At 74.4% G+C, this 14,616-nt stretch carries 17 protein-coding genes; 4 read left to right on the top strand and 13 right to left on the bottom strand.

From position 1 onward, the window contains the following. Positions 1 to 30: 30 nt before the first annotated feature. The 4 genes from ABD160_RS24275 to ABD160_RS24290 all read right to left on the bottom strand — a co-directional run bounded on the left by ABD160_RS24275 (position 31) and on the right by ABD160_RS24290 (position 2,982). On the bottom strand, positions 31 to 960 hold the full coding sequence (locus ABD160_RS24275; RefSeq protein ID WP_344026379.1) for an AEC family transporter: 930 nt from the start codon (positions 958 to 960) through the stop codon (positions 31 to 33). Positions 961 to 1,033: 73 nt separating this feature from the next. Beyond that, complete coding sequence (locus tag ABD160_RS24280) at positions 1,034 to 1,705, bottom strand: GntR family transcriptional regulator (RefSeq protein WP_344026821.1); 672 nt, start codon at positions 1,703 to 1,705, stop codon at positions 1,034 to 1,036. A gap of 10 nt (positions 1,706 to 1,715) precedes the next feature. Beyond that, entirely contained in the window at positions 1,716 to 2,444 is a 729-nt protein-coding gene (locus ABD160_RS24285; RefSeq protein ID WP_344026381.1) for a maleate cis-trans isomerase family protein, read from the bottom strand. A gap of 40 nt (positions 2,445 to 2,484) precedes the next feature. Continuing rightward, positions 2,485 to 2,982: a DUF3830 family protein gene (locus tag ABD160_RS24290; RefSeq protein ID WP_344026383.1), complete on the bottom strand. Its 498-nt coding sequence runs from the start codon at positions 2,980 to 2,982 to the stop codon at positions 2,485 to 2,487. Positions 2,983 to 3,145: 163 nt separating this feature from the next. Between ABD160_RS24290 and ABD160_RS24295 the strand changes: the two genes are divergently transcribed. Then, complete coding sequence (locus tag ABD160_RS24295) at positions 3,146 to 4,093, top strand: D-2-hydroxyacid dehydrogenase (protein ID WP_344026385.1); 948 nt, start codon at positions 3,146 to 3,148, stop codon at positions 4,091 to 4,093. A 5-nt stretch (positions 4,094 to 4,098) separates the two neighbouring features. After that, complete coding sequence (locus ABD160_RS24300; RefSeq protein WP_344026387.1) at positions 4,099 to 5,532, top strand: amidase; 1,434 nt, start codon at positions 4,099 to 4,101, stop codon at positions 5,530 to 5,532. 96 nt (positions 5,533 to 5,628) lie between these two features. On the opposite strand, the gene tatB is transcribed toward ABD160_RS24300, so the two are convergent. From tatB to sigE, 4 genes are all read right to left on the bottom strand, one after another. Continuing rightward, the gene (tatB, locus tag ABD160_RS33385; RefSeq protein ID WP_425563657.1) at positions 5,629 to 6,204 is read right to left on the bottom strand and encodes a Sec-independent protein translocase protein TatB; all 576 of its coding nucleotides are present in this window, start codon (positions 6,202 to 6,204) and stop codon (positions 5,629 to 5,631) included. A gap of 73 nt (positions 6,205 to 6,277) precedes the next feature. Beyond that, the gene (locus tag ABD160_RS24310; protein WP_344026389.1) at positions 6,278 to 7,837 is read right to left on the bottom strand and encodes a trypsin-like peptidase domain-containing protein; all 1,560 of its coding nucleotides are present in this window, start codon (positions 7,835 to 7,837) and stop codon (positions 6,278 to 6,280) included. Positions 7,838 to 7,921: 84 nt separating this feature from the next. Beyond that, on the bottom strand, positions 7,922 to 8,584 hold the full coding sequence (locus tag ABD160_RS24315; RefSeq protein ID WP_344026391.1) for an anti-sigma factor family protein: 663 nt from the start codon (positions 8,582 to 8,584) through the stop codon (positions 7,922 to 7,924). Then, entirely contained in the window at positions 8,581 to 9,252 is a 672-nt protein-coding gene (sigE, locus tag ABD160_RS24320; protein ID WP_344026393.1) for an RNA polymerase sigma factor SigE, read from the bottom strand. The genes ABD160_RS24315 and sigE overlap by 4 nt, the downstream gene beginning before the upstream one ends. Positions 9,253 to 9,441: 189 nt before the next feature. On the opposite strand from sigE, the gene ABD160_RS24325 reads away from it, so the two are divergent. Beyond that, entirely contained in the window at positions 9,442 to 10,074 is a 633-nt protein-coding gene (locus ABD160_RS24325) for an O-methyltransferase (protein ID WP_344026394.1), read from the top strand. 30 nt (positions 10,075 to 10,104) lie between these two features. On the opposite strand, the gene glgC is transcribed toward ABD160_RS24325, so the two are convergent. Continuing rightward, positions 10,105 to 11,340, bottom strand: coding sequence for a glucose-1-phosphate adenylyltransferase (gene glgC, locus ABD160_RS24330; protein WP_344026396.1), 1,236 nt, complete (start codon positions 11,338 to 11,340; stop codon positions 10,105 to 10,107). Positions 11,341 to 11,464: 124 nt separating this feature from the next. On the opposite strand from glgC, the gene glgA reads away from it, so the two are divergent. Further along, complete coding sequence (gene glgA / locus ABD160_RS24335) at positions 11,465 to 12,628, top strand: glycogen synthase (RefSeq protein ID WP_344026398.1); 1,164 nt, start codon at positions 11,465 to 11,467, stop codon at positions 12,626 to 12,628. Positions 12,629 to 12,672: 44 nt separating this feature from the next. On the opposite strand, the gene ABD160_RS24340 is transcribed toward glgA, so the two are convergent. The 4 genes from ABD160_RS24340 to ABD160_RS24355 all read right to left on the bottom strand — a co-directional run bounded on the left by ABD160_RS24340 (position 12,673) and on the right by ABD160_RS24355 (position 14,542). Beyond that, positions 12,673 to 12,840: a DUF3117 domain-containing protein gene (locus tag ABD160_RS24340; RefSeq protein ID WP_344026400.1), complete on the bottom strand. Its 168-nt coding sequence runs from the start codon at positions 12,838 to 12,840 to the stop codon at positions 12,673 to 12,675. 196 nt (positions 12,841 to 13,036) lie between these two features. Further along, on the bottom strand, positions 13,037 to 13,660 hold the full coding sequence (locus ABD160_RS24345) for a DNA-3-methyladenine glycosylase I (protein WP_344026402.1): 624 nt from the start codon (positions 13,658 to 13,660) through the stop codon (positions 13,037 to 13,039). Continuing rightward, positions 13,657 to 14,205 (bottom strand): SRPBCC family protein, encoded by a 549-nt coding sequence (locus tag ABD160_RS24350; RefSeq protein WP_344026404.1) that lies wholly within the window; start codon positions 14,203 to 14,205, stop codon positions 13,657 to 13,659. The genes ABD160_RS24345 and ABD160_RS24350 overlap by 4 nt, the downstream gene beginning before the upstream one ends. After that, complete coding sequence (locus ABD160_RS24355) at positions 14,180 to 14,542, bottom strand: DivIVA domain-containing protein (RefSeq protein WP_344026406.1); 363 nt, start codon at positions 14,540 to 14,542, stop codon at positions 14,180 to 14,182. The genes ABD160_RS24350 and ABD160_RS24355 overlap by 26 nt, the downstream gene beginning before the upstream one ends. Between the last annotated feature and the right edge of the window lie 74 nt (positions 14,543 to 14,616).

A 14,616-nucleotide genomic window follows, 5' to 3' on the forward strand; every position in this document is an offset into this window, starting at 1 on the left:
GCCGGGCGGCCGGGCGGGCCGGCGGAGCGCTCAGCTCAGCAGGGCGGCCACGACGAGCAGCACCGGCACCGCGACGACGGTCGTGGCCAGCGCGGTGTCCCGGGCCAGGGTGACGCCGCGCTCGTAGCGCACCGCGTAGCCGAAGACGTTCTGCGCGGTCGGCAGCGCGGCCAGCACGACGACCGCCAGCAGGGCCGGGCCGGTCAGTCCGAGCACGCCGGCGGCGAACGCCCAGGCGATCGCCGGATGCACCACGTTCTTGATCAGCACGGCGGTCCACACCGAGAGCGCGGTGTCGCCCACGCCGGGGCGGCGGGCGCCGTGCAGGGACAGCCCGAAGGCCAGCAGCATCGCCGGGACCGCGAGCGCGGCCAGCAGCTCCACCGGCGCCATCACCGGCTCCGGCAGCTGCACCCCGGCCCCGGAGACCGTGAGGCCGGCGGCGGTGGCGATCGCGATCGGGTTCCGCAGCGGCGCGAGTGCGACGCGGAGCGGGCCCGGCCGCTCGCCCCGGCCGTCGCCGGGCAGGACGTCGAGCAGCGTCGTGAACAGCGGCGTCAGCACCGCGAGCTGGAACAGCAGCACCGGTGCGACGGCCGCGGGATCGCCGAGCACGTAGGTCGCGATCGGGATGCCGAGGTTGCCCGCGTTGACATAGCCCGACGCCATCGACCCGACGACGGTCTCGCCGGCCGGCCGGCGGCGCAGCAGCGCCACCGGCACGAAGAGCAGGCAGGCCAGCGAGCTGGTCACCGCCGTCACCAGGAGGCCCGACGAGAAGACCGCGGCGATGTCGGCCCGGGCCAGTGTGGTGAACAGCAGCGCGGGCGTCCCGACGAAGAACGCGGCGCGGGCCAGCACCCGGGAACCCTGGTCGCCGAGCAGGTGGTAGCGCCCGAGGACGTATCCGACACCGACGACCACGCCGATGACCAGGAATCCCTCGAACACACCCGTCACACGCCGTCACCTTACGTAGGACAACGCTCCTGCGGCGTGCCGAGCGCGCGGGCTCACACGCAGAACACGCCGGTCAGGCGGCGCCGGGCATCGCGGCCAGGATCCGTGCGACGGCGTCGTCCATGTGTGCGGCCAGCCGGTCGAGCAGCAGCTCGGTCCGGCCGTCGCGCAGCGCGTCCCGCAGCAGCTCGTGCTCGGCGACGAGATCGGGGGCCGGCGGCGCCGTCTGCTGGAACGCGGCCAGGCACATCCGGGTCTCCACCAGGAGCCCGTCGGTCATCCGGCGCAGCCGGGGACTGCCGGACGCGGCGACCAGCGCGGCATGGAAGTCGTGGTCGGCGTCGGCCAGCCCCACCGCGTCCCCGGCAGCCGCGGCCGCCCGCATCGCGCCCAGCGGGATCTCCAGCGCGACGACGGCGGCGGCCCGGTCCGCGGCCAGGACCTGCAGCGCGGCCGCCCGCTCGACGGCGGTCCGGGCCAGGTAGACGTCCCGCACGTCGTCCGGGCCGAGCTCGCGCACGAACAGCCCGCGATGCCGCTCGCTGCGCAGCAGTCCCTCCGCGACCAGGCGTTGCATCGCCTCGCGCAGCGGGCCGCGGCTCACCCCGAGCCGCCCGGCGAGGTCCACCTCGCCGAGCTGGGCCCCGGGCGCGAAGGTGCCGCGCATGATCGCCGTGCGGATCCGGTCCGCGACGATCTCCGCGGTGGACCGCCTGCTGACCGGCTCCAGTTCCGGGACCTCGATGCTCACCGTGTCATCCCTTCCGGAACAGCGTCCCCAGGCCGGGGCGGACGATGTCGGCACCGGCCAGGCGCAGGCCCTGCCAGATGCTGACCTGGTTCGCCGTCAGCACCGGCTTGCCCACCCGGGCGTCGAGCGCGTCGAGCAGTTCGACGGTGTGCAGCGCGGTGTCGGGCAGCAGCACCGCGTCGGCCTCCGGGGCGTCCGCCGAGACCGCCGAGGCGAAGTCCAGCACGGTCTGTGCGGGCAGCGTCCCGACCTCGGCGGCGGTGATGATGTCGCGCGCCGAGACGGTCAGCACCGTGATGCCGTGATGGGCGAGGAAGGCGACGAACGCGTCCGCCACGTCGGGCGGGTAGGTCGCGCCGAGCGCGACGGTCGAGATCCCGAGCCGTCGGCAGGCGTCCACGAACGCGAACGACGTGCTCGACGCCGGCACCCCGGCGACGCCCTCCAGCGCCGCGACCTGACGCGCAGCACCCTCCGGACCGAAGATGAAGCTGCCCGACGTGCAGGCCCAGACGATCGCGTCCAACGGCCCCGCCTCGGCCGCGACCCGCCGGGCGCCGTCGGCCAGCACCTCGTCACCGCCGATGTCGAGCAGCGCGTCCGGCCGGTGCGCGTCGACCTTCATCTCGGTGTGCACCAGCGGGAGCAGGCTGCCGTCGTCCAGCCGCTTCTCGGCGCGCGGGTAGTCGTCCTCGGCCGAGTGACCGGGATACAGGATTCCGACCGTGCTCATGTTGTCGACAATCCTACAGAGGCCCCCGGGCCCGCAAGGGTCACCCGATCCGCGAGTAGACGAGCCGCTCGCCGACGCTGCCCGAGCGCCACACGTCGTGGCAGGCCGTCGCCATCGCGTCCAGGCCGTCCACGATGGTGGCGAAGACGTTGCCCGGGACCCAGCCGACGTCGCCGTTGAGCAGCAGGTTGTTGCGTCCGTAGAAGATCGCGAGATCGATGCCGCCCGCCTCGGCGTCGATGCCCTGGTCGTCCTTGAACGACGCGTCGAGCATGCCGCCGTGGAAGTCGAAGTAGCACACGTCACCCGGGATCGGGGTGACCGTCGGGTTCTCCTGCCCGATCCGCGGCCCGAACCGCGGGACGATCGTGTAGACCTCGTTGCGCGCGTACTTGGCGTGCTGCGCGTCGCCACCCACCGGGCCGCCGGCGAGCGACTCCCAGACGGCGGCCGCCGTCCGCGGCGCGTCCTTCTCCAGCAGCTCCGCGGTGCAGGCGACGCCGCGCTTCGCGAGCTCGATCCTGATCAGCTTGGTCACGGTTCCCCCAGGAACGATCGTGGGTGCGGGGAGACCTCCGCCGAATCGGCGGATTGTTGACAATCGTAGGTGCGCTTCCTAGCGTGTCAACGCCGCCCGACCTCACCACCGACAGGATCTTGCTTTGCCGGTTTCCGCTGGTCAGGACCCCATTACCGTTGCCGTGCTGCACGCCGGCGAGACCCCGCCCGGGCTGGAGGCCCGCGCGGGTGACGCACGTCTCCGGTTCGCCGCGGACGCCGACGAGCTGGTCGGTGCCCTCCCCGGCAGCGACGTGCTGCTGACCTGGGACTTCACCTCCGACGCCGTCAAGAAGGTGTGGCACGACGACCTGGCACGGTCCCTGCGCTGGGTGCACACCGCCAGCGCCGGCGTCGACCGGGTCGCCTTCCCGGAGCTGCTCGCGGCCCCGCTCACCCTCACCAACTCGCGCGGCGTCTTCGACCGGCCGATCGCCGAGTTCGTGCTCGGCGCCGTGCTGGCGTTCGCGAAGGACACCGCCCGGTCGCTCGCCCTGCAGCGGGACCGGACCTGGCGGCACCGGGAGACCGAGACGATCGCGGGCCGGATCGCCACCGTCGTCGGCAGCGGGCCGATCGGGCAGGCGATCGCGCAGCTGCTCGCCGCCGCCGGGCTCGACGTGCGGCTGGTCGGCCGGCGGGCCGCGGACGGCGTGCACGCCTTCGACGAGCTCCCCGGCCTGCTCCCGGACTCCGACTTCCTGGTGCTGGCGGCGCCGCTCACCGGCGCGACCCGCGGCATGCTGCACAGCGGGACGATCGCGCTGCTCCCGGAGCGCGCCCGCGTGATCAACATCGGCCGGGGGCCGCTCGTCGTGCAGGACGACCTCACCGCCGCGCTCGCCTCGGGCCGGATCGCCGGGGCCGCGCTGGACGTGTTCGAGGTCGAGCCGCTGCCCGCCGACTCGCCGCTGTGGACGATGGAGAACGTGCTGATCTCCCCGCACATGTCCGGCGACGTCGTCGGCTGGAAGGACATGCTCGTCGAGCTGTTCGTGGACAACCTGGAGCGCTACCGGACGGGCCGGGAGCTGCGCAACGTGGTGGACAAGGAACGTGGGTACGTGAGCTCCTCCGGGGGAAGGGCGTGACGTCAGTGAGCAGGGACAGGGACACCACCGGGGACACCACCGGCACGGCGGACCTCAGCGCGACCGAGCTGCTGGCCGGTTACCGCAGCGGGGAGATCTCCCCGGTGCAGGCGACCCGGGACGCGCTGGAGCGGATCGAGGAGCACGACGGCGCGGTGAACGCGTTCTGCCTCGTCGACGCCGACTCGGCGCTGGCGGCGGCGAAGGACTCCGAGGCGCGCTGGCAGGCCGGCGAGCCGATCGGCCCGCTCGACGGCGTCCCCACCTCGATCAAGGACATGCTGCTCACCATCGGCTGGCCGACCCGGCGCGGCTCGACCACCACCCCGTCCGAGGGGCCGTTCGAGGTGGACGGCCCGCCGGTGGCCAGGGTCCGGGAGGCCGGGGCGGTGCTGCTCGGCAAGAACACCACCCCCGAGCTGGCCTGGAAGGGCGTGACCGACTCGCCGCTGACCGGCGTCACCACCAACCCGTGGGACCCGTCGCGCACCGCGGGCGGCTCGTCCGGCGGGAGCGCCTCCGCGGTCGGGCTGGGCATGGGCCCGCTGTCGCTGGGCACCGACGCCGGCGGCTCGGTCCGCATCCCGGCCGCGTTCACCGGGACCGTCGCGCACAAGCCCACCTACGGCCGGATCGCGCACTACCCCGGCTCGGCGTTCGGCACGCTCGCCAACGTCGGCCCGATGACCCGCACCGTCGCCGACGCGGCCCTGCTGTTCGACGTCGTCGCCCGTCCCGACACCCGCGACCCGTGGGTGCTCGACGTGCCCCGCGAGTCCGCCGTCGACCGGCTCGCCGGCGGCGCGCAGGGACTGCGGATCGCCTTCTCCCCGACCCTCGGGTTCGTCGACGTCGATCCCGAGGTCGCCGCACTGGTCGCCGCCGCGGTCGAGGTCTTCAGCTCGCTGGGGGCGACCGTGCAGAGCGCCGATCCCGGGTTCGCCGATCCGGTCGAGCCGTTCCACACCCTGTGGTTCGCGGCGGCGGCGAAGTCCCTCGAGCCGATCGACGCCCGGGCCCGCGAGCGGATGGACCCGGCGCTGGTCGAGATCGCCGAGCAGGGCACGTCGGTGACGGCGCTCGACTACCTGGGTGCGATGGCCGTCCGCAACGAGCTCGGCACCCTGATGAGCGCCTTCCACGACGAGTACGACCTGCTGCTCACCCCGACGCTGCCGATCACCGCGTTCGAGGGCGGCCGGGAGGTCCCGGAGGGCTGGCCGGACCCGCGCTGGACGTCCTGGACGCCGTTCACCTACCCGTTCAACATGACCCAGCAGCCGGCGACCAGCGTGCCGTGCGGGTTCACCTCGGCCGGGCTGCCGGTCGGGCTGCAGGTGGTCGGGCCGCGGCACGCCGACGCGACGGTGCTCGCCGCCGCGCACGCGTACCAGCAGGCGACCGACCACCACCTCCGGCGCCCGCCGCTGCTGGGCTGATCCGGCACCCGGTGTGCGGGCCCGCGGGTCCGCGCACCGGGTCACGTGCCGGTCGGCCGTGCCGGGTCGGCCGTGCTGGTCGGCGGAGCGGCGTGCCTAGGTGGCGTCGGGATCGACCGGGGGACGCTCGTCCGCCGCGAGCGGCTGCTGCGGGACCGGTCCGGCCGGTGCGGTGGCCGTCGTGCCGGTCTGCGGGGTGCCGGCCGCGGTCGTGCCGCCGGACGCAGAACTCTGGGACGCCGTGCCACCGGACGTGCTGGCACCGGACGTGCTGCCGGGTGCGGTGCTCCCGGACGTCGCGGCGCCACCCGCCGCGGCGGCCGCCGCACCACCCGCGGCGGCGGCGCCGAGCCCGCCGGCCGTGCCGCGGGCGCCGGGGCTGTGCCCGTTGCGCTTCACCGGCTCGTCGTCGGAGAACAGGCTGCGGGTGATAGCGGTCCGCGGGTTGAACGACCGCAGGCTGCGCAGGTCGTTCAGCGGCTGCTGGATCTTGTCGAACTCCGGGCCGAGCTCACGCTTCAGATGGTCCTGGGCACCGGTGGCGTACTCCTTGACCTGGCGCACGGCGCTGCCCAGCCAGCGGGCAGCCTCGGGGAGCCGCTCCGGGCCGAGGATGAACAACCCCGCGACCACCAGGATGAGGATCTCCCACATGCCGATGTTCTCGAACACCCCACCAGGGTACGGACACCGGCTGTGTGCCGGGTGTGCAGGCCGGTGATCAGCGCCGGGACGTCGCCCGGGATCAGCGCTCGCCGAGCGTCGCCGTCACCGTGAGCGGCCTGCCCTGACGCACCAGCTCGATCGGCACCTGCTCCCCCGGCGCGTGCTCCCGCACCGCGACGACGAGCTCGTCGGCCCCGGCGATCGAGCGTCCACCCACCCGCACGACGACGTCCCCCTCGAGCAGTCCGGCCGCCGACGCCGGTCCGCCGGCGGTGACGTTCTGGACCTGGGCGCCGTCGGTGGCGCCGTCGGTGACCGAGCGCGCGTTCACCCCCAGATCGGCGTGCGCGACCCGGCCGGTGCGGATCAGCTCCTCGGCGATCGTCCGGGCGTCGTCGATCGGCACCGCGAAACCCAGCCCGATCGACCCGCCCTGTCCGCCGGCCTCGGTCCCGGCACTGCGGATCGCGGTGTTGATCCCGACGACGGCGCCGGTCGCGTCGACCAGCGGGCCGCCCGAGTTGCCCGGGTTGATCGCGGCGTCGGTCTGCACGGCGTCGATCACCGCGTCCCCGGCGCTGCCCTCCGGATCGAGCCGCAGCGGCCGGTCCACCGCCGACACGATGCCGGTGGTGACGGTGCCCGCCAGCCCGAACGGCGAGCCGATCGCGATCACCGCGTCACCGACCGCGAGCTCCGACGAACGGCCGATCGCGGCCACCGTCGGGTTCGCGACCGGGACCCGGAGCACCGCCAGGTCGGTCAGCGGGTCGGTGCCGACGACCGCCGCCGGGACCCGGGACCCGTCGGAGAAGACCGCCTCGATCGAGCCCTCGCCGGGCCCGGTGGCCGGGGCGACGACGTGGTCGTTGGTGAGCACGTAGCCGTCCGGGTCGATGACCACCCCGGAACCGTTGCCCGCCTGGTTGCCGACCGTCACCTCCAGCGAGACGACCGACGGCAGCACCCGGGCCGCGACGTCCGGCACCGAGCCGGGCGGGCGCTCCTTCGCCTCCTCGGCGGTCGCGAGCACCGCGCCCGGGCTGGTCAGCGCGCTCGCCCCGGACGCCGTCCAGTGCCCGGCGAGCCCCCCGATCGCACCGATGCCGAGCGCCAGCACCCCGAGCAGCGCCAGCGCCCGCGGCTGGACGCGGTCGCCGAAGAGCACCTCGCGCACACTCAGCCGGGGCCCGTCCGGGCGGTCCGGGGCCGGTTCCGGATCGGCGTCGCCGTGCGGGGGCGCGGCGACCACCGGCGCACCGGGGTTGCGCCACGGGTCGTCGGCGGAGCCACCGGGCCAGAACGCGTCCTTGCTCTGCTCACCATCGCCGCCGGGGGTGCCGGGAGCCGCACCCGACGGCGGCCGCTGCAGACCGGTCCCACCACCGTCCGGCCTGCCGAACGCGCGGGCGACGGCCGCGGTCGGCGGCGGCGCGACCGGGACCGACCCGTTCGAGACGGCGTGCGCAGGCGGCGCGAACGACGACCCGACACCGTCCGGTCTGCCGAACGCCGCGCGGTCCGCCGGATCGGGGTCCGGCCGCTCCAGCGGCCTCGGCTCCAGCCGTGGCGGGGCCGAACCGTCGCCGACCGGCGTCCCGGGGCCTCCGGACGGACCGGGGTCCGGGGTCTCGCTCATCGGCGGTCCATCACGGTCGGCACCGGGCCAGCCTGCCGGTCAGCCGGTGAAGTTCCTGTTTCGGGTACCTGCCCGGGCCCGGCCTCAGCCGGACGGGGGCAGGCCCGCGTTCCGCATCGGCGCCCCGGGATCCGGAGCACGCGTGACACCGGTCACCTCCGGCGCGCCGGAGCCGCCCGGAGCGGGCGTCGCCGACGCCGAACGCTGCCGCGGCGCCTGCGTGGGGGTGGTCGCGAACCGGGCCACCGCGGCCGTCGCCGGGCCCTGTCCACCCTGGCCGGGGGCCGGCGCCGAGGTCGTCGCCGCGGGCATCCCGAAGGCCAGCGCGCCGAGCGCGATCCCGGAGACGGCGGCGCCGGTACCCAGCTTCACCCGCCGGGAACGGCTGGACCGGCGCGGCGGCTCGGCCAGCGGCGCCGGACGCAGGACCGCCACCAGCTCGCCCTCGGGGGTGAGCGACAGCCCGGCCGGCGGCGGGGGCAGCTCGGTGTCCTGCGGGATCGACCGCAACGCACTCATCAACGACGGCGGCAGGGTCGGCGCGTCCGCACCGCGCAGCGCGGACCGGGCCCGCCGCTGCTCCGCGACCTCGGCCGCACAGTCGGCGCACCGCTGCAGATGCCGGGTGGCCCGCTCGTGCGGACCGGAGGCCAGCTCGTCGTCCACGTAGGCGACGACGGCCTCCAGCGTCAGGTGGGCCTCCCCCCAGTTCGGGGGGACGACCTGGAAACGCCGCCGATCGGTCACGGCACCAACTCTGCCACCGGGCCGCGGTCGGGTGCCACCGCCTCCTGCATGTCGGTTCCGGTGCGCCGCTCCGCAGGCTCCGCGTCGGCTGCCCGGTGGCGCTCCAGCGACGCCCGCAGCGCCGTCCGCCCACGGTGGATCCGGCTGCGGACGGTGCCGAGCTTCACCCCGAGCGTCGCGCCGATCTCCTCGTAGGACAGTCCCTCGACGTCGCACAGGACGACCGCGACCCGGAAGTCCGGCGGCAGCTCGTCGAGCGCGGCCTGCAGGTGCGGGTCCAGGTGGTTGATCGCGAACACCGTCTCCGGCTCCGGGCCGCCACCGGGGAGCCGGTCGGTGTCGTCGGGCAGCCCCTCCATCCGCAGCCGGGCGCGGCGGCGGACCATGTCGAGGAACAGGTTCGTGGTGATGCGGTGCAGCCACCCCTCGAACGTCCCCGGCTTGTAGGACGCCAGCGACCGGAACACCCGGATGAACGTCTCCTGGGTGAGGTCCTCGGCGTCGTGCTGGTTGCCGGACAGCCGGTAGGCGAGACGGTAGACACGGTCGGCGTGCTCCCGGACGACCTCGTCCCAGCTGGGCGGGGTCCAGTCGGCACCCTCGCCGGGGCGGGTGCCGTCGGCGGCGTCCCGGACCGGGGCGTCGTCGTGATCACGAGGAGCGGGCATCGGGGCGGGGCACCTCCGGTGTGGCGAGCTCACACGATCCCGTCCGTGTCCGTGCGACGGATGCGTGCGACCAGCGCGGTGTCGTTCGTTGCGATACAGAGTGCCCTCGCCCGATGAGGAAGATGTGAAACCCGTCTGAGAGAAGTCTGTGAAATCTCGCCCGCGGGGTCGCACCGATAATCTTGCGCCATGAGCACACCCGCGGGCGCGACCGCGTACGCCGAGGGCTACCTCGCCGAGGACGACGCGCTCGGCGCCGCGCGCTCGCTCGGCGCCACCGCCGGGGCACACCCGATCAGCCCGGCCGGTGGTGCGGCGCTGTCCGTGCTGGCCGCGACGATCTCCGCGCGGGCGGTCGTCGAGGTCGGGACCGGGGCCGGGGTCAGCGGGCTGTACCTGTTGCGCGGCATGGCCGGCGACGGCGTGCTGACCACCATCGACGTCGATCCGGAACTGCAACGATCGGCCCGTCGCACGTTCCTGGACGCCGGGTACGGGCCGGGCCGGCTGCGGCTGATCAACGGGATGGCGCTGGACGTGCTCCCCCGGCTCACCGACGGCGGGTACGACCTGGTCGTCGCCGACGCCGTCCCCGGTGAGTACCCGGGCTACCTCGCGGAGGCGATCCGGCTGCTGCGGCCCGGTGGCGTGCTCGTCCTGGAGGGGGTGCTCGACGGCGGCCGGGTCGCCGGCGACGGCAGCGGCGACGGGCCGGGCACGGCGGCGCTGCGCGAGACCGCCGGGCTGGTCCGCGACGACGAGCGGCTGCTCTCGGCGCTCCTGCCGGTCGCCGACGGCATGCTGTGCGCGGTCCGGCGCTGAGCCCGGTCCGCCCTGCGGAAGGCCCCGCGCCTAGTGGGCGGTGACGCCCTTGCCGAGCACGACCACGCCGCCGTTGGAGACCGTGTAGCGGCTGCGGTCCAGGTTCATGTCGACGCCGATCAGCGCACCGTCCGGGACGACGACGTTCTTGTCCAGGATCGCCCGGCGCACCACCGCGCCGCGGCCAATCCGGGCCCCCGGGAGCACCACCGAGTCCGAGACCTCGGCGCCGCCCTGGACGCTCACGTTCGGGCTGATCACCGACCGCCGGACGATCGCCCCCGAGATGATCGTCCCGGCGCCGACCACCGAGTCCTGGGCGATCCCGCCCTCGACGAACTTCGCGGGCGGCAGCGCCGGCGTCGCGCTGCGGATCGGCCAGCGCGCGTTGTACAGGTTGAAGATCGGGTGCACCGAGACGAGATCGGTGTGCGCGTCGTAGTACGCGTCGATCGTCCCGACGTCGCGCCAGTAGCCGGCGTCCCGGTCGGTCGCGCCCGGGACGATGTTGTCGGCGAAGTCGTAGACGTTCGCCTCGCCGCGCTCGACCAGCGCCGGGATGATGTCGCCGCCCATGTCGTGGTCGGAGTCCGCGTTCGAGGCGTCGGCCCGCAGCGCGTCGAGCAGGGCCTGGGTGGTGAAGACGTAGTTTCCCATCGAGGCGAACGTCACGTCCGGGTCGTCCGGCACGTGCGGCGGGTCGGACGGCTTCTCCAGGAACTCGGTGATCCGCCCGGTCTCGTCGGAGGCGATGCAGCCGAACGCCTTCGCCTCGGCCCGCGGCACCCGGATCCCGGCGACCGTGACCCCGGCACCGGACTCGGCGTGCTCGGCGATCATCTGCGCCGGGTCCATCCGGTAGACGTGGTCCGCGCCGAACACCGCGATGTACTCGGGCTCGTCGTCGTAGACGAGATTGAGGCTCTGGAAGATCGCGTCGGCGCTGCCGGTGTACCAGCGGCGGCCGAGCCGCTGCTGGGCCGGGACGGTGGTGATGTACTGGTCGAGGACGCTGGACAGCCGCCAGGTCGTCGAGATGTGCCGGTCCAGCGAGTGCGACTTGTACTGGGTCAGCACGCACAGCCGGTCCATACCGGCGTTGACCAGGTTCGACAGCACGAAGTCGATCAGCCGGTAGTTCCCGCCGAACGGGACGGCCGGCTTCGCACGGTCCGCGGTGAGCGGCCACAGACGCTTGCCCTCGCCACCCGCCAGCACGATTCCCAAGACCCTGCCGGGCAGCCGTCCGGACGACGTCGGTCGCATGGGGTGAACCCTAGTGCCCGCACGGTGAAGGGGCCATACGTCCGGCGCGCCCTGCGGCCGCGGGCCGGGGAGCACTCGATCACTGCTCGCGACGCCCGGCCCGGATCCCGTACGGTCAGCCGCCGTGCGCGTCGGCCTCCTCACCCGTGAGTACCCCCCTGCCGTCTACGGCGGTGCCGGGGTCCATGTCGGACACCTCGTACCCGCCCTGCGGGAGCTCGTCGACGTCGACGTGCACTGCTTCGCCGAGCCGGGGAGCGACGCCCCGCCGGACGCCCGCACCCACTCCGCGCCGCCGCTGCCGGACGGGGCGAACGCGGCGCTGTCCACGCTCGGGGTGGACCTGTCGATGGCGGCCGAGCTGGAACGCTGCGACATCCTGCACTCGCACACCTGGTACGCGAACATGGCCGGGCACCTCGGCGGGCTGCTGCACGGCCGCCCGCACGTGGTCACGGCGCACTCGCTGGAGCCGCTGCGGCCGTGGAAGGCCGAGCAGCTGGGCGGCGGGTACCGGCTGTCGTCCTGGGTCGAGCGGACCGCCTACGAGGCCGCGGACGCCGTCATCGCCGTCTCGCACGGCATGCGCCGCGACGTGCTGGCCGCCTACCCGGCGATCGACCCCGAGCTGGTGCACGTGGTGCACAACGGGATCGACACCGAGTTCTACCGGCCCGACCCGGCCCGCGACGCGCTCGTCGAGAACGGGATCGACCCGGACCGGCCGAGCGTGGTGTTCGTCGGGCGGATCACCCGGCAGAAGGGGCTCGCCCACCTGATCGCCGCCGCGCACCGGTTCGACCCGTCGGCCCAGGTCGTGCTGTGCGCCGGCGCACCGGACACGCCGGAGATCGCCGCCGAGACCGAACGGGCGGTGGCCGAGCTGTCGGCGTCCCGGTCCGGGGTGGTGTGGATCCAGCGGATGCTGCGCACCACCGAGGTCCGCCAGCTGCTGTCCGCCGCGACCGTGTTCGTGTGCCCGTCGGTGTACGAGCCGCTCGGCATCGTCAACCTGGAGGCGATGGCCTGCGGGACGGCCGTGGTCGCCTCGGACGTCGGGGGCATCCCGGAGGTCGTCGCGGACGGCGAGACGGGACTGCTGGCGCACTACGACGCGGGCGACACCGCGGCCTTCGAGACCGCGGTCGCGGACCGGGTGAACGAGCTCGTCGCGGACCCGGAACGGGCGGCCCGGATGGGAGAGCGTGGGCGGGAGCGCGCGGTCGGCGACTTCGCCTGGGCCGAGATGGCCCGGCGGACGCTGGACGTCTACGAGAGCGTGGTGTGACGGGCGGGTGGCGGCACCGCGCACGGTGCCGCCACCCGGAGGGGTCAGCCGACGGTCGCCTTCAGCGCCTCGCTGAGGTCGGCGGCCTCGTCGGGGGTCATCTCGACCACCAGGCGGCCACCACCCTCGAGCGGGACGCGCATCACGATGCCCCGGCCCTCCTTGGTCACTTCCAGGGGCCCGTCGCCGGTGCGGGGCTTCATCGCGGCCATTCGTCCGTCCTCCGTCAAGGTCCACACACACTGTCGTCCCGCGTGGACGCGTTCGGGGCACGCGCCGCGGCGGGAACACCATTGTCCCTCATCACCGGTGCCGGGGTGCAACCGAGGCGATCACGGCGCGGCGGCGGCCGTCCGGAGCCGATCCGGCATCGACGCAGCGCAACGGCCCGGCGACGTTCCGGTCAGCTCATCCGGGCCGCCCGGAGGGCTCCGCGCCGCCGCCGGCCCGCCAGCAGTACGCCACGTGATCGTCGACCAGTCCGGTCGCCTGCATGAGTGCGTAGCAGGTGGTCGGCCCGACGAACCGGAACCCGCGCTTCTTCAGCGCCCGCGACAGCGCGGTGGATCCGGGCGTGCTCGCCGGGACGTCGGCGAGGGTCGCCGGCCGGGGCCGGGTCGCCGGATCGGGTGCGAACGACGCCAGGAACCCGCCGAGATCGTCACCGGCGTCGATCAGGTCGAGCACCGCGCGGGCGTTCGACACCGTCGCCTCGATCTTCTGCCGGTTGCGGACGATCCGGGCGTCGGTGAGCAGCCGGGCCACGTCGTCGTCGCCGAAGCGCGCCACCCGCTCCGGGTCGAACCCGGCGAACACCTCGCGGAACGCCGGACGCTTGCGCAGGATGACGATCCAGGACAGCCCGGACTGGAAGCCCTCCAGCGTCATCCGCTCGAACCACGCGGCGGTGCCGTGCACCGGCCTGCCCCACTCGTCGTCGTGGTAGGCGACGTAGTCGGGCGCGGAGAGCGCCCAGTCGCAGCGGCCGCGACCGTCCGGCCCGGTCGTCGGCCCGGTCGTCGGCCCGCTCACCGGCCCGCCCGGTAGCGGTCCTCGGTGCGTTCGGCCATCGTGCGCAGCGAACGGGCGACGCCGGCCCGCAGTGCCGGGCGCACCACCGGCCAGCCGGTCCGGCCGAGCGCCCCCAGCGGCAGGTCGAGCAGCTCGGTCCACAGGAACCGGCTGCGGCGCGGACCGAGCTCCTCGACGGCGAAGATCCCGTCGCCACGGATCAGCCTGCCGGTGTGGGTGACGACGATCCGCCGGACACCCGGTTCGCCCGCCGGTGGCTCGGTCCACCCGGTGACGCGCATCGTGTCGGCGACGCCCAGCGGGCCGAACCCGGTGACGGCGCGCAGCTCGGTGCCCACCGAGCGGCCGTCGCCGGCGACGACCTCGACGGTGGTGGCGAGCATCCAGTCGGACTGGCCCTCGAGATCGGAGACGACCTCCCAGAGCAGGTCGGCGGGGACGTTCACGTCGACGGTGACGGTCAGCTCCGCCGCTCTGCTCTGCTCACCGGTACTGCTCTGCTCACCGGTACTGCTCTGCTCACTGTTCCGGCCGGTTCCCGTCATCCGGACCCTCCTCGGCGCGCATCCGCGCGATCGTCGCCTCCAGCCGGACGACCCGCTCGGCCAGCTCGTGCCGCTCGACCCGGATCCGGTCCAGCTCCCCCGCCAGCCGGTCCAGCGCCCAGTCGACCTCGGCCATCCGGTACCCGCGCAGGACCTGCTGGAACCGCAGGTCACGCACATCGGCGCCGGACACCTCGCGGGCGGGCAATCTCGTCGGCGTCGCGTCCGGGGCGAGCGGGGCGAGCTCCTCGCCACGGCCGAACACCGCGGCGGCCAGCACGAACACCAGCCCCGCCACGACCGCGAGGACGAGCACGTACACCAGCGCGGTCCCCATGGCGCCATCTCATCACGTGCCGGCGATACCGACATCCCGCCCCGCTGGGCCGTTCGCCACCGCGCGCCGGGCGG

Source organism: Pseudonocardia kongjuensis (genome assembly GCF_039526905.1).
In the GTDB taxonomy this organism is placed as follows: domain Bacteria; phylum Actinomycetota; class Actinomycetes; order Mycobacteriales; family Pseudonocardiaceae; genus Pseudonocardia; species Pseudonocardia kongjuensis.

Bases quoted from the DNA above. Each gene is read 5' to 3' on its own strand.
- ABD160_RS24285 (WP_344026381.1), bottom strand. From the start codon at position 2,444: ATGAGCACGGTCGGAATCCTGTATCCCGGTCACTCGGCCGAGGACGAC.
- ABD160_RS24310 (WP_344026389.1), bottom strand. From the start codon at position 7,837: ATGAGCGAGACCCCGGACCCCGGTCCGTCCGGAGGCCCCGGGACGCCG.
- sigE (WP_344026393.1), bottom strand. From the start codon at position 9,252: ATGCCCGCTCCTCGTGATCACGACGACGCCCCGGTCCGGGACGCCGCC.
- ABD160_RS24325 (WP_344026394.1), top strand. From the start codon at position 9,442: ATGAGCACACCCGCGGGCGCGACCGCGTACGCCGAGGGCTACCTCGCC.
- glgC (WP_344026396.1), bottom strand. From the start codon at position 11,340: ATGCGACCGACGTCGTCCGGACGGCTGCCCGGCAGGGTCTTGGGAATC.
- ABD160_RS24340 (WP_344026400.1), bottom strand. From the start codon at position 12,840: ATGGCCGCGATGAAGCCCCGCACCGGCGACGGGCCCCTGGAAGTGACC.
- ABD160_RS24350 (WP_344026404.1), bottom strand. From the start codon at position 14,205: ATGACGGGAACCGGCCGGAACAGTGAGCAGAGCAGTACCGGTGAGCAG.
- ABD160_RS24355 (WP_344026406.1), bottom strand. From the start codon at position 14,542: ATGGGGACCGCGCTGGTGTACGTGCTCGTCCTCGCGGTCGTGGCGGGG.